This window comes from Enterobacter oligotrophicus (assembly GCF_009176645.1).
In the GTDB taxonomy this organism is placed as follows: Bacteria; Pseudomonadota; Gammaproteobacteria; order Enterobacterales; family Enterobacteriaceae; genus Enterobacter; species Enterobacter oligotrophicus.
Map to the genome: position 1 here is coordinate 4,046,007 of NZ_AP019007.1, position 13,848 is coordinate 4,059,854.

13 protein-coding genes are annotated in these 13,848 nt (G+C 54.2%); all 13 read left to right on the forward strand.

Translation table 11 applies throughout. The annotated features are described in order from the left end of the window. Nucleotides 1–22: 22 nt before the first annotated feature. The 13 genes from gspC (at nucleotide 23) to EoCCA6_RS19445 (ending at nucleotide 13,731) form a co-directional block, all read left to right on the forward strand. Nucleotides 23–754, forward strand: coding sequence for a type II secretion system protein GspC (gspC, locus tag EoCCA6_RS19385; protein WP_152084487.1), 732 nt, complete (start codon nucleotides 23–25; stop codon nucleotides 752–754). A gap of 13 nt (nucleotides 755–767) precedes the next feature. Beyond that, nucleotides 768–2,690: a type II secretion system secretin GspD gene (gene gspD / locus EoCCA6_RS19390; protein WP_152084033.1), complete on the forward strand. Its 1,923-nt coding sequence runs from the start codon at nucleotides 768–770 to the stop codon at nucleotides 2,688–2,690. Between the two features lie 14 nt (nucleotides 2,691–2,704). After that, the gene (gspE, locus tag EoCCA6_RS19395; RefSeq protein ID WP_152084034.1) at nucleotides 2,705–4,183 is read left to right on the forward strand and encodes a type II secretion system ATPase GspE; all 1,479 of its coding nucleotides are present in this window, start codon (nucleotides 2,705–2,707) and stop codon (nucleotides 4,181–4,183) included. Continuing rightward, complete coding sequence (gspF, locus tag EoCCA6_RS19400) at nucleotides 4,183–5,391, forward strand: type II secretion system inner membrane protein GspF (protein ID WP_152084035.1); 1,209 nt, start codon at nucleotides 4,183–4,185, stop codon at nucleotides 5,389–5,391. The genes gspE and gspF overlap by 1 nt, the downstream gene beginning before the upstream one ends. A gap of 3 nt (nucleotides 5,392–5,394) precedes the next feature. Next, complete coding sequence (gene gspG / locus EoCCA6_RS19405) at nucleotides 5,395–5,844, forward strand: type II secretion system major pseudopilin GspG (protein ID WP_152084036.1); 450 nt, start codon at nucleotides 5,395–5,397, stop codon at nucleotides 5,842–5,844. Next, nucleotides 5,844–6,329, forward strand: a complete 486-nt coding sequence (gene gspH, locus EoCCA6_RS19410; RefSeq protein ID WP_152084037.1) for a type II secretion system minor pseudopilin GspH — start codon at nucleotides 5,844–5,846, stop codon at nucleotides 6,327–6,329. The genes gspG and gspH overlap by 1 nt, the downstream gene beginning before the upstream one ends. Continuing rightward, complete coding sequence (gspI, locus tag EoCCA6_RS19415) at nucleotides 6,322–6,702, forward strand: type II secretion system minor pseudopilin GspI (RefSeq protein ID WP_152084038.1); 381 nt, start codon at nucleotides 6,322–6,324, stop codon at nucleotides 6,700–6,702. The genes gspH and gspI overlap by 8 nt, the downstream gene beginning before the upstream one ends. Further along, entirely contained in the window at nucleotides 6,699–7,340 is a 642-nt protein-coding gene (gene gspJ, locus EoCCA6_RS19420; RefSeq protein ID WP_152084039.1) for a type II secretion system minor pseudopilin GspJ, read from the forward strand. The genes gspI and gspJ overlap by 4 nt, the downstream gene beginning before the upstream one ends. Continuing rightward, nucleotides 7,337–8,347, forward strand: coding sequence for a type II secretion system minor pseudopilin GspK (gene gspK / locus EoCCA6_RS19425; RefSeq protein WP_152084040.1), 1,011 nt, complete (start codon nucleotides 7,337–7,339; stop codon nucleotides 8,345–8,347). Before gspJ ends, gspK begins: the two co-directional genes overlap by 4 nt. Before the next feature lie 15 nt (nucleotides 8,348–8,362). Beyond that, nucleotides 8,363–9,496, forward strand: coding sequence for a type II secretion system protein GspL (gene gspL, locus EoCCA6_RS19430; protein ID WP_152084041.1), 1,134 nt, complete (start codon nucleotides 8,363–8,365; stop codon nucleotides 9,494–9,496). After that, the gene (gene gspM, locus EoCCA6_RS19435; RefSeq protein WP_152084042.1) at nucleotides 9,493–9,978 is read left to right on the forward strand and encodes a type II secretion system protein GspM; all 486 of its coding nucleotides are present in this window, start codon (nucleotides 9,493–9,495) and stop codon (nucleotides 9,976–9,978) included. Before gspL ends, gspM begins: the two co-directional genes overlap by 4 nt. After that, nucleotides 9,975–10,772 carry a prepilin peptidase gene (locus EoCCA6_RS19440; RefSeq protein ID WP_152084043.1) on the forward strand — a complete coding sequence of 266 codons (798 nt, stop codon included), beginning with the start codon at nucleotides 9,975–9,977 and terminating at the stop codon, nucleotides 10,770–10,772. Before gspM ends, EoCCA6_RS19440 begins: the two co-directional genes overlap by 4 nt. Before the next feature lie 241 nt (nucleotides 10,773–11,013). Continuing rightward, nucleotides 11,014–13,731 carry a glycosyl hydrolase family 18 protein gene (locus EoCCA6_RS19445; protein ID WP_152084044.1) on the forward strand — a complete coding sequence of 906 codons (2,718 nt, stop codon included), beginning with the start codon at nucleotides 11,014–11,016 and terminating at the stop codon, nucleotides 13,729–13,731. Nucleotides 13,732–13,848: the final 117 nt, after the last annotated feature.

Here is a 13,848-nt window from a genome sequence, read left to right on the forward strand (position 1 = left end):
CCGGTGGATAACACCCTGTATTATGTTTGTGTCGCTGATTTTTTGCGGCCAGCAAGGGTATGTGATCTATAAAGATTATAAAAAAGTTTCAAATAAACTGGCGAATGCTGACGTCAAAAAGCCTCAACAGCGCCAGAGTGACAAAGCGTTTACTCTTTTTACTGCCGCGGTGCGTCAGGAGAACCCGCGTGCGGCGGCGAAAGCTCCGTTAGCCGCTGAGATTGAAGGCATTGTCAGCAGTGATGATGCCTGGCTCTCCTTCGCCGTTATCAAGACGCCGGGCGGTCAGAAAAGCTATCGTGAAGGTGAAAATCTTTCCGGTTTCAGCGACGCGTATATTGAGACAATCAATAAAGACAATGTGGTAATTAATTACGAAGGTACTTCGCAGGTACTGGCATTAAAAACACCCGATTATTTTAAGGGCGGCGTTAACAGCGGCCCGGTAACCAAATCGACAAAGGACGCGGGGGCTGACAGTGTGCACCTGGATGATTATCTGGTGTTAAAACCGTTAATCGAAAAGGGCCAGCTGGAGGGGTACAACATCAATCCACGGAATGCGTCCTCTTTTTACAGCCATTCCGGGCTGAAAAAAGGGGATGTGGCTATAGAAGTCAACTCTGTTGATATGACCAATGAAACACAGGCAAAAAATATTATTGCTAACTGGTCAAATATGAAAGAAGCGGAGGTCGTCGTCAGACGTCACGCTCACCTTGAAAATATTCGGGTTAATGTTCTAAACAATTAACAAGTGTACAGACATGAAGAAATTTCCCTGGGCGTGCGTGGCGCTGACCGCATTGTCGTTATATTCGAGTTCACTGCTTGCAGCCAACTTTAGCGCCAGTTTTAAAAACACCGATATCCGTGAATTTATCGATACGGTAGGCCGCAACTTAAACAAAACCATTCTGGTCGATCCCTCCGTTCAGGGGTCTGTATCGGTCAGAACCTATAACGTGCTGACGGAAGATGAGTATTACCAGTTCTTCTTAAGCGTGCTGGATCTGTACGGGCTGTCGGTGATCCCGATGGACAACGGCATGGTCAAAGTGGTGCGCTCAAGCGTGGCACGCACGGCAGGTGCTCCGGTTGCTGACAGCAAAAATCCGGGTAAAGGTGATGAGATTATCACCCGCGTTGTGCGCATGGAAAACGTTCCTGTGCGTGAACTGGCTCCGCTGCTGCGCCAGCTCAACGATGCGTCCGGTATCGGCAACGTGGTGCACTTTGAACCGTCGAACGTCCTGCTGTTAACCGGTAAAGCCTCGGTGGTAAACCGCCTGGTGGATTTGGTGCAACGCGTCGATAAAGACGGTATTCAGCGCCGCGAGATCGTGCCGCTGCGCTTTGCTTCTGCCAAAGAGCTTTCGGATATGTTGAATAACCTCAACAACGAAGAGCAGAAAGGGCAGAACGCACCGCAGCTGGCGACCAAAGTGGTGGCGGACGATGAAACCAACAGCCTGGTTATTAGCGGTTCGGAAGGGGCGCGTGCCCGTACCCGCTCGCTGATCGGCCAGCTGGATCGCGAGCAGAACAATGAAGGTAATACCCGCGTGTTTTACCTGAAATATGCCAACGCCAGCAAAGTTGTCCCGGTGTTGACCGGAATCGGCGAGCAGCTGAAAGACAAGGCCGGTGCGCCGAAAAGCAAAACTGCGCCTGCGTCAGGTGACCTGAATATTACCGCCGACGAATCAACCAACTCACTGGTGATCACCGCGCAGCCTAACGTGATGAACTCCCTTGAGAAGGTGATCGACAAGCTCGATATTCGTCGTCCGCAGGTTCTGGTGGAAGCGATCATTGCGGAAGTCCAGGACGGCAACGGACTGGATCTCGGCGTGCAGTGGACGAGCAAGCACGGTGGCGTGCAGTTCGGTTCAACCGGCCTGCCAATCAGCCAGATTAAGAACGGCACCATGAAAGGCGCGAGTTTTACCGGTCTGGCAACGGGCTTCTTTAACGGTGATTTCGGCGCACTGATGACCGCGCTTTCCACTGACGGCAAAAATGACATTCTTTCTACGCCAAGCGTCGTGACGCTGGATAACAAAGAAGCGTCGTTTAACGTCGGCCAGGATGTGCCGGTGCTTTCCGGCTCGCAGACCACCAGTGGCGATAACGTGTTTAACTCCGTTGAGCGTAAAACGGTCGGTACGAAGCTGAAAATTGTGCCGCAAATCAACGATGGCGACATGATCCACCTGAAAATCGAGCAGGAAGTTTCCAGCGTGGATAACAACGCAACGGAAGATGCCAGCCTTGGCCCAACGTTCAACACGCGCACCATTAATAACGAAGTGATGGTGCACAGTGGTCAGACGGTGGTGCTTGGCGGTTTGATGGAAAACGTCACCAAACAGACGGTCTCCAAAGTACCACTGCTGGGCGATATTCCGCTGGTCGGTCAGCTGTTCCGCTACACCTCGCAGGATTCGTCAAAACGCAACCTGATGGTCTTTATCCATACCACGGTGCTGCGCGACGACGACAACTACAGCGCGGCGTCGAAGGAAAAATATGACCAGATCCGCGCCCGCCAGCAGCAGCGTGTGGAAGAGAAAAAGCTCGGCATTCTTGAACCGGCCGATAACCCCGTCTTGCCCGATTTTCCTTCAGCAAGCGCAGCCCCGGTGAAAACCAGCGCCAGCGCATCACGCAATCCGTTTAAAGAGTAAGGCGGAGGTGCAATGTGGACGAACTGAGTAAAGCGCTGTGTAGCAGTAGCTACGCGAAAGATAACGGCGTGTTGTTTTACAACGAGGATGTTTATATCCGTGATGATACGCCAGCGTTTGCGCTGCTGGAGGTGCGCCGGGTACTGGGGCGCACGTTCGTCCCGGTGATCCTGACGCCGGAAGCGTTTGAGGAGATGCTGGCAAAAATCTGGCAGCAGAACAGCGGCGTCTCCCAGCAGCTGGTGGATGATATGGATGCGGATATCGATCTGATGGCGTTGACCGAGGAGATCCCGGATAACGAGGATCTGCTTGATAACGACGAAAACTCGCCGGTGATCCGCCTGATCAACGCCATTCTTGGCGAGGCGGTCAAAGACGGCGCATCGGATATTCATATCGAAACGTTTGAGCGCACGCTGAGCATTCGCTTTCGCGTTGATGGTGTGTTGCGCCCGGTGCTGCAGCCTGCGCGTAAACTCGCGCCGCTGCTGGTGTCGCGTATTAAGGTGATGTCAAAACTGGATATCGCCGAAAAACGTCTGCCGCAGGACGGGCGCATCTCTCTGCGCATTGGCCGCAAGGCGATTGACGTGCGTGTGTCGACGATCCCGTCTCAGTACGGCGAACGCGTCGTTATGCGTCTGCTCGATAAAAGTAATTTGAAGCCAGATATCAACAAACTTGGGTTGATTGATGAGGAACTGGAGAAGTTAAAAGGGCTGATTGACCGCCCGCACGGCATTATCCTGGTCACCGGGCCGACAGGTTCCGGTAAAAGTACCACCCTGTACGCGATCCTTTCGGCGCTGAACGGCCATGAACGTAACATTCTGACCGTTGAAGATCCGATTGAGTACGAGCTGGAAGGGGTGGGACAGACGCAGGTTAACCCGCGCGTGGACATGACCTTTGCCCGCGGGCTGCGCGCTATCCTGCGTCAGGACCCGGACGTGGTGATGATCGGGGAAATTCGTGATGGTGAAACCGCACAAATCGCGGTGCAGGCCTCGCTTACCGGTCACCTGGTCATGTCTACGCTGCACACCAACAGCGCCGCGGGGGCAATAACGCGTCTTCGCGATATGGGGCTGGAGTCTTTCTTAATCGGGTCATCGTTGCTCGGTGTCATTGCCCAGCGTCTGGTACGCCGGCTGTGTACGCACTGCCGTACCACCAGTCCGCTGGATGACAATGAAAAAGCGCTGTTCAGCTTTATGGACACGCCGCCGAAAGCGATCTTCCGCGCGGTAGGTTGTGAGCACTGCCGCCAGAGCGGCTATCAGGGCCGTGCCGGTATTCATGAGTTTCTGGTGGTGGACAGCACCATGCGCCGCGCCATCCATGAAGACAAAGATGAAATGTCCATCGAAACGCAGCTGTTTAAGCAGGCCTATAGCCTGCGCGAAAACGGGCTGCTGAAGGTGATTAGCGGCGTGACGTCACTGGAAGAGGTGATGCGCGTTACTGCCGAGCGCGGAGGGGATGAGTAATGGCTTCCTGGGCATGGACGGCAACGGACGCGGCAGGGAAAACCCGACGCGGCACGCTGCAGGCCGAAGGGCAAAAGCAGGTTCGCCAGTGGCTTCGCGAGCAAAAGCTGATGCCGGTCACGATTACCGAAACCCGCGAGGCCACTGCCACCGGGAAAGCGAAAACCGGGGCAAAGCTCACCACGCCGGTGCTGTCGATGTTTACCCGCCAGCTTTCCACGCTGGTTAATGCTGCGCTGCCGCTGGAGAGTGCGCTGAAGGCGATCTCGAAGCAGACGGAAGATAAAAAGCTGGCGTCGATGGTGGTGGAGATCCGCGAAAAAGTGGTGGAAGGGCATACGCTGTTTGATGCATTCAGCCAGTTTCCTCGCACCTTCGACAAGCTCTATTGCACGCTGGTGATGGCAGGTGAAAAAACCGGTCACCTCGGCGATGTGCTGGAAAAGCTGGCGGAGTATAACGAGCAGCGCCAGAAGATGAAAAGCAAGCTGACGCAGGCGATGGTCTACCCGATTACGTTGACCGTGGTGGCCATCGCGGTGATCAGCATTTTGCTGGTGGCGGTGGTGCCACAGGTGATTGAGCAGTTCACCCATATGAAACAGCAACTGCCGATCACCACCCGCACGCTGATTGCGGTGAGCGATTTCCTGCAGGCTTACGGTATCTATATTGCGGGTAGCCTCGCGGGCGGATTTATCGGCTTTAAAGCCTGGCTCAAAAATGCCAAAAACCGCTTTCGCTGGCACAGCTGGCTGGTGAACGGCTCGCCGATTAAAAAGCTGGTGTGCGCCATCAACAGCGCCCGTTATATCCGTACTCTGAGTATTCTGCAGGCCAGCAGCGTGCCACTGCTGGAGGGGATGTATATCGCGATGGACGGTATCGAAAACCTCTATGCCCGGCAGGTGCTGGAGCAGGCTGCCGATACTGTGCGCCAGGGGGCGTCATTATATGCGGCGCTGGAGCAGGCGAAATTATTCCCGCCGACCATGCTCTATATGATTGCCTCAGGTGAAGAGAGCGGTGAATTAGGCAATTTAATGGACCGCGCGGCGGAAAACCAGGAATCAGCATTACAGCATCGTATTACATTAACGCTGTCGGTATTTGAACCGGCGCTGGTGGTATCAATGGCGACGATTGTTTTATTCATCGTCCTGTCAATATTACAACCGCTTCTGCAACTTAATAATATGGTAGGTTAAATCATGGCTATGAAAAATAAACACCTGGCTCGCCAGGCGGGCTTCACATTGCTCGAATTAATGGTGGTTATTGTTATTCTCGGCGTACTGGCGAGTATGGTAGTACCAAACTTAATGGGCAATAAAGAAAAAGCGGACACGCAAAAAGCGACCAGCGATATTGTCGCTCTCGAAGGTTCGCTGGATATGTATAAGCTGGATAACCACCGTTATCCGACAACCGAGCAGGGCTTGCAGGCTCTGGTGACTAAGCCTGAAATTGCGCCAATCCCGAACGGCTACCGTGCGGATGGCTATATCCGTCGTCTGCCGCAAGACCCGTGGGGCGGTGACTATATTCTGGTAAGCCCCGGTGAACATGGCGCAGTAGATGTATTTTCCGCAGGCCCGGACGGTGAAGCGAATACGGCTGATGACATCACTAACTGGTCTCTGGATAAAAAAGAGAAATAATGAAAAATCAACGCGGCTTTACGTTGCTGGAAATTATTCTGGCGCTGGTGATATTTGCCAGTTGCGCCATGATGGTGGTGTCAACCATACCATCACGCAGTGGTGCGGATATATTTGGCCAGCAATTAAAAGCTCTTGTTGATTATGGTTCGGACCGTGCGGTCATGGACGGGAATATCGTCGGGCTGGTTATTACCACGGATAAATATCAACTGGTGACGCTCGAAGATAAAAACGGCGAACGTCACTGGGTGCCGTTATCTGCTGGCCGAATTACCACTAAAGGCGATTTCCCGGAAGAGATGCACGTCTCACTCTCGCCTCAGCGCCTGGCCGCCACGGTGGAGGCTGAGCCGCAGGTGGTCTTTTTGCCGGATGGTGAAATCAGCCGCTTCACGCTGACGCTGCAAAGTTATGACAAAGAACATCATTTCCGCGTGGTGTCGCAAGGGGCGGCACCGGTATCGGTAGAAAACGATGGCTAACGGCAACAAAAAGCAAAAGGGGATGACGCTGCTTGAAGTGATGGTCGCGCTGGTCATCTTCTCCACCGCCGCGCTGGCGCTGATGAATTCGGTCTCCCTGAACGTGCGTTTCACCCACGGCCTGGCCGATACATTGCAGGCCAGTTGGGTGGCTGAGAACCAGCTCGCGGAAGCGCAGCTCACCAAAAGTGATTTCCCGGATGCGGAAGAGCAGGGGACGGAGATCATGGGCGGGCGCAGCTGGGGCTGGCGCAAACAGCGGGTAAAAACGGCGGATAACGGCTGGGCGAATGCGATCCGCGTCTATGCGGAAGGCGATGAAAGCCAGCCGGTTATTACGCTGCAGATTATTCCGCCGGGAGAGAGCAAGTGAAAAAAACGCAACGCCAGCGCGGTTTTACCCTGCTGGAGATCATGATTGCGCTGACCATTTTTGCCGTGATCAGCACCCTGGCCTGGCAAATTCTGGACGGTGCCATGCGCACCAGCTCTGCAACGGATGCCAGCGCGGCAAAACTTAATCAGCTTCAGCGAGCCTGGAGCCTGATGGAACGTGATTTTTTTCAATTGCAGGCGCGTGCGCCGCGTAACGAGCAGGATGTGTTCCGCCAGGAAGGGGATGCCCTTGAACTGACGACACTGAACGGCGTGAGCGGATCAGTGCAGCTTGAGCGCGTGCGCTGGCGGCTGGAAAAGGGCGTTTTATATCGCGATGTCTGGCCTGCTATCGACAGCCCGGCGGAGGTGAAGCCGGAAGAGGTTCCCATCGTCGGTGCGGTAAAAACCATGCAATGGCGCTTTTACCACAAAGGCTGGCTGAAAAGCTGGGACGACGCTGCGCGGCAGCCGGATGGCGTGGAACTGACGCTCACGATGGAAAACGGTGATACATGGCGTTGGGTGTTTACCACACCGGGCGATATGCCGGAAGTGGCTGCAGCACCAGAACAGAGTGCCGAAGCGCCTGTGCCAGCAGCAGAAGGTGCGCCAGCACCGGAGGTTAAACCATGAGTCGCATACGCAAGGAGAAAGGCGTTGCTCTGCTGGTGGTGCTGATCCTGCTGGTCATGATGTCTGCGCTGGCTGCCAAAATCAGCCAGCAATTCTGCCGTAATTTGCAGAAAACGCACTATCAGGTGAGCCAGCAGCAGCTGCGTTGGGCGATGCAGGCGCAGGAAAAAGTGGTGAAAGATCGTCTTCAGACTGACGCCAGCGGCGAAAGTCAACCGCTCGCGCCTGATGGCGACTGGCACCAGCCGCTGGAAACCCAGGGTGAAGATTACACGGTGGTAAGCCAGGTTGAAGACGCGCAGGACTGCTTTAACGTCAATAACCTGCTTGCCGCAGAGAAGTTAGCTCAGGGGCAAAATACACCAGCCGTGCCGGAAAAACCGCTGAAAGAGCTGATGGTTGAGCAGATCCTGACCCGTAGCGGGATCGGCCAGTCTACCGCGGAAGAGATTTATCTGCAGCTGGTGGACTATCTCGATGGCGACAGCACCACCGTAAAAGAGGGGGCTGAAAGCGATGCCTGGGCGGGCGTGGTGCCCGCTCGTCTGCCGGCTAACCAGATGATGCGCAACATTGCCGAAATTAAGTTACTGCCTGCGTTTCCGGCCGCGGCGTATGCGAAAGTCAGCAAGCTGCTGTGTGCGCTGCCGGACAGCGCCAGTAAGGTGGATATCAACACTCTGAGCCAGGAACAGGCCGCCATTCTGGCCGCGCTTTTTCCTGGAAAACTGACGGACGATGATGCGGTTCGCCTGATCGAATCGCGCCCTGAAACGGGCTGGGAAAATATTGAGGCGTTCAGCAAGGTTCTGGAGCAAAACTTCCCGCAACTGAAAGATGATTTGCCGCGGGTGGCGGAGCAGCTCTCCATTAATAGCCGCTATTTCCGCGTCAACTTTGTCGGCAATACCGATGATTTAACGCTGCGCGTGGCCAGTCAGCTCCAGGTGAATAACGAAGCTGGCGAGATTGTGACATGGCAACGTCGTTACCGAATGATTGAATAACTAAAGTCGAATTTTATGAAACAGGTGCTTTTTATTCGTCCCGACAGTCGTGAAGGCGGGACAGTATGGTGGTGTGAATCCGGAAGTCAGCAGGTTGAAGCGCTGGAAAGTCTGGAGACGCTTGTAAGCCATCCTCTGGCGACCCGCGTATGCCTGCTGTTGCCTGCCAGTGAAATGATCTTTCGCCACTTTACGCTGCCGAAAAAGGTATCGTCGCAGGCGACGGCGTTTTCATGGATGGCGGAAGAGACGCTGATAGGTGAGGTCGATAATCTCCACTGGACGGTGCTCAACAAAAAAGGGAGAGAGGTCGACGCGGTCGCTATCGACGCCACGCGTTTGCGCCACTGGCTGAGCCGTTTTCAGGCTGCGGGGCTAAACGTTGTTCAGGTCCTGCCGGATGCCTGGCTGCTGCCGGTGACTCAGGGGGGAAGCACGATCATCTCGCTGGGCGAGAATTACTGGGTGCGTTTTTCTCCCTCTGCGGCATGTGAAGTCGACGCAACATTGCTTCCCCTGCTGATGCAAAAAAACGGTGAGGGTGAGGTGTGCTGTTATGGCGACATCCCGGCGGACGTGGCGGTTGACGAACAACGTCCCTGGCAGCACCCACTGGCACTGATTCAGGCGCAGTGGCAAACCTGTCGCGTCAATCTTTTACACGGTGAATTCAGTGCTAAAGGCGCGAACGCGGGCGTGGTCAGGGGCGTGCGGGCTGCCATTGTGGCAATGGGGCTTTTGTCACTTGGAATGCTGCTTGGCCCGCGTATTGCGATGGCCTGGATGCTGGTGCAGCAGGAGAACATTACGCAGCAGGAGATCGTCCAGGTCTACCAGCACCACTTTCCCAGCATGCGCCAGCAGACCAACATCAAGTACCACTTTGGTCAGAATATTAAAAAACGGAGCAAAGGGATTTTTCGGCAGCTTGAGGATCTGGAAATCATTCGCCAGCGGGTCCCGGCGCTGGAAATCACCCTGCTGGAATATGACAGCAGTCAGAATGCATTAACCCTTAACGTGAGTGCACAAGACCAGCAGGCATTACAGGAATTTATCAATCAGGCCAGCGCGAATTTTGATTTCAGTCTGCAACCCGTTTCAAATAGCGCGCCATACACCGCAATGATCGCAGGGAAATATAAATGAAAGAGCGAATCGCACAATTAAAATCGCGTTATCAACAATACAGTGCCAGGGAAAAAAATATTTTAAAACTGTGTGCCGTGGCACTTTGCTGCGCCGCCGTATATTACGCAGGAGTGATCCCGTTGGATAATATGATTCAAAATAGTAAAGCCACGCTCGCCAGACAAAAAGAGACACTGAACTGGATGCGCAGCGAAATTGATAAAAATCATCTTCAGGTTCATGTGGTTAAAACAGATAATCCGCGCACCGTGGTGGAAAATAGTGCCCATGAGATTAATTTATCCCTGACGGATGTACGTCAGGACGGGCAGACTCTGGCGTTTGTGGTTAACCGCGTCAATGTTTATGAGTTAAAGAACTGGCTGCGGGAAATTAACCTTGCATCGGGCGTCAGGCTGCAAAAGATGAATCTCACGCCTGTTGATCACCTGAACGACGTCAAAGCTGAAATTGAGCTAACCTGGAAAACGAGTGCATGAGCATTATCGACTCTCTCCGTGAGGCCTGGCCTGTGGGATTTCCGGTGATGAGCGCGGTGTTTGGCGCGATAACAGGAAGTTTTCTCGGCGTTGTCGTCGAACGTGTTCCGGCGATGGTCAGAGAGGAAGCGGAAAGCGATAATTTGCTTTTCCCCGGCTCTCACTGCCCGGTTTGTCAGCATTCGCTGTCCGCATGGGAGAATATTCCCCTGGTGAGCTGGCTGGCGCTGCGTGGACGTTGCCGGAAATGCCGTAGCGCAATACCGCTGCGGCTGTTTTTAATGGAGCTTGTGTCAGCACTGGGTTTTGGCCTTACAGCCTGTTTTATCGCTGACGCCGGAACGCTGTTTTCGCTCTGGCTGCTGGCGGCGTTCCTGTTGCCCCTGGCGATGATTGACTGGCGGCACCAGCTGCTGCCGGATTGTCTGACGCAACCCCTGCTGTGGGCCGGATTACTCCTTCACGCGGTGGGCCACACGTTGCCCCTGCAGGACGCGCTATTTGGCGCAGTGGCGGGCTACCTCTCGCTCTGGCTGATCTACTGGGCGTTTCGCCTGATGACGGGCCGCGAAGGGCTGGGATATGGGGACTTCAAACTGCTTGCTGCACTCGGGGCATGGTGCGGCTGGCAGGCGTTACCCCTGATTCTGTTTGCTGCGTCTGTAAGCGGTATTGCCGGTTACTTCTTATTTAATAAGCTAAATAAAAATAACCAAACTATTTCTTTCGGGCCGTACCTGGCGCTTGCAGGAATAGGTGTTTTCGTTAGTCAGCTATTTGCATTCACATATTAAATATCCAGGTCAAGATTTTTTATAAATCTTTTCGACGAGGAAATGGAAGGAATACGTTTACCCCTCAGTGTATTGTAATAGACATAAGCTATACGGACTTTTAGCTTGTATCTTTTTATGGAGGAAAACAACTCGTCATCGTTTTTGGTAACGGCTGTCATGTTTTTGAAGATATAAGACACTCCATGTTCTAAAGGAATACATGGGTCATTCACGTTAATAAATTTATCAGGAAATAAAAATGAAATTTATGAAGCCTAAATATCTGGCGCTCTTTATTGCAGCGGCAACCAGCTCTGCATTCGCAGCGGCACCAGGTACGCCTACTATCAGCAGCGGCAACGACAAATTTGCCCTTGTTGAAGTGGATCAGGCCGCGCAGGATTACAATAGCCTCGTCAAAGTTCACCACGATGGTGTGGATGTGAAGGTCGAGTGGAACGTGTGGAGTGGCGATGCGCCAACGTCCGCAAAAGTTCTGCTGGATGGTAAAACCGTCTGGACCGGCGCGGGCAGCGCGGCGGGCTCTGCCACCTTTAAGGTCAAAAAAGGTGGGCGCTACCAGGAACAGGTTGAACTCTGTAACACCAGTGGCTGTACCAAAAGCGCCAGCAAGCTGATTATCGTTGCGGATACCGATGGTAGCCACCTGCTCCCGCTGAATGCACCAATGCAGGAAAATAACAAAACCTTCGCCCAGCACACCGATAAAGTGGTGGCGGCGTATTTCCCGGAATGGGGCGTGTATGGTCGTAACTTCCCGGTTGATAAAATTCCGGCAGCGAACCTGAACCACATCCTGTACGGCTTTATTCCAATCTGCGGCGGCGACGGCATCAACGACGGCCTGAAAACCGTTGAAGGCGGTAACAGCTTCGCCGTGCTTCAGCGTGACTGCCAGGGCCGTCCTGACTTTACCGTCGCTATCCACGACCCGTGGGCAGCGCTGCAAAAACCACAGTCAGGTGTGTCCGGCTGGGACGACCCGTACAAAGGTAACTTTGGCCAGCTGATGGCGCTGAAAAAAGCGCATCCAGACCTGAAAGTATTGCCATCCATCGGTGGCTGGACGCTGTCTGATCCGTTCTACCATATGGGTGACGCGGCAATCCGCGCGCGCTTTGTCTCTTCTGTGAAAGAGTTCCTGCAAACCTGGAAATTCTTTGACGGTGTGGATATCGACTGGGAATTCCCAGGCGGCGGCGGTGTGAGTGAAAACCAGGGCAATCCGCAGCAGGACAAAGCCACCTACACAGCGCTGATGCATGACCTGCGTGCCATGCTGAACGAACTGTCTGCTCAGACAGGGCGTACTTATGAACTGACCAGCGCCATCGGGGCCGGTAAAGATAAAATTGAAGATGTGGATTACACCACGGCTCAGCAGTATATGGATCATATCTTCCTGATGAGCTACGACTTCTACGGCGGCTGGAGCAACACCGAGCTGGGCCACCAGACGGCACTGCGTGCACCGTCATGGAGACCGGATACCAACTACACCACCGAAAATGGCGTTAATGCGCTGCTGGAGCAGGGCGTACAGCCAGGCAAGATCGTTGTGGGCACGGGCATGTATGGCCGTGGCTGGACGGGTGTACATGGCTACACCGGCAATAACCCGTTCACTGGCACCGCGACTGGCATGGTGAAAGGCACCTGGGAGCCGGGTGTGGTTGACTATCGTCAAATCGTCAACGAATACAAAGGCAAGCCAGGCTGGGAATACGGCTACGACGCGGATGCTGAAGCGCCATACGTCTTCAACAAATCCACCGGTGATCTGATCACCTATGAAGATGCGCGTTCTACTACCGCAAAAGGCAAGTACGTTCTGGCAAATAAACTGGGTGGCCTCTTCGCATGGTCTATCGACTCCGATACCGGCGACATTCTGAACGCGATGAATGAAAGCCTGCTGGGCGGCGGGTCTGCTCCGGTTGATCCGGTTGTGACTAACCACGCGCCGGTTGCGACCGCCGCTGACCAGACTGTGACCGGTCCGGCCACTGTCACCCTGGATGGCTCTGCCTCTACCGATCCAGATGGCGATGCAATCACCTACAAATGGACCCAGATTTCTGGCCCAACGGTGACCATCACCAACAGCACCAAAGCGAAAGCGACCTTCAACGTGGCTGCTGTGACCAGCAACCAGACGCTGGCCTTCCGCCTGACCGTGAAAGATGCCAAAGGGCTGAGCAATGCGGTTGACGTGCAGGTTGTTAACAAAGCACCAAAAGCCAACCAGGCACCGGTAGTGAACCCAATGGAATCCGTTACCCTGCAGGCAGGCGAAACTTACGCTCTGCATGCTCAGGCTGCGGACCCGGACGGTGATGCGCTGACCTACTCCTGGAGCGTGCCGGCTGATATGCATGCAACCGGTACTGACACCGCGAACGTGTCTATCACGGCACCGGAAGTGAGTTCTGAGTCCTCTTATACGCTGAGCGTAGTGGTGAGCGACGGTAAAACCAGCGTTCAGTCCAACGTGCAGGTTGTCGTCACGCCAAAAGCGGCAGACGAAGTGACTCCGCCAGCTGACGACGTGACGCCTCCATCCGATGACGTTACTCCTCCGTCTGATGATGTCACGCCACCTTCTGACGAAGGTACGGCAACCGGCAGCTGTGATAAGCCTGTTGATGCCAATGCCAGCAAATATGCTGCGTGGGAATCCAGCAAAATCTACAACAATGGCGATACCGTGAGCTTCGACCACCTGGTGTGGAAAGCGAAATACTGGACGCAGGGCAACCAGCCTGGCTTCGGTGTGGACGCATGGGAGCTGGTGAGCAACGTGAAGATGAACTGGCGTTCTGACCTGGTCTATAACGGCGGTGAAACCACCACCTATCAGGGTAATGTTTACCGTGCCAAATGGTGGACCCGCGGTGATAACCCGGCCAACAGCGACGTATGGGTGAAAGAAGGCGCGTCTGCGGACTGCAAATAATCTTCTGAGCCTGAAATTGCGGGCATGATATCAGCCCGCAATTATTGGTCACACCCCACTTCGGGTGTGACCAATAACCCAACATATAAAACGATGTGCGCAAGGAGAGAATGGGAA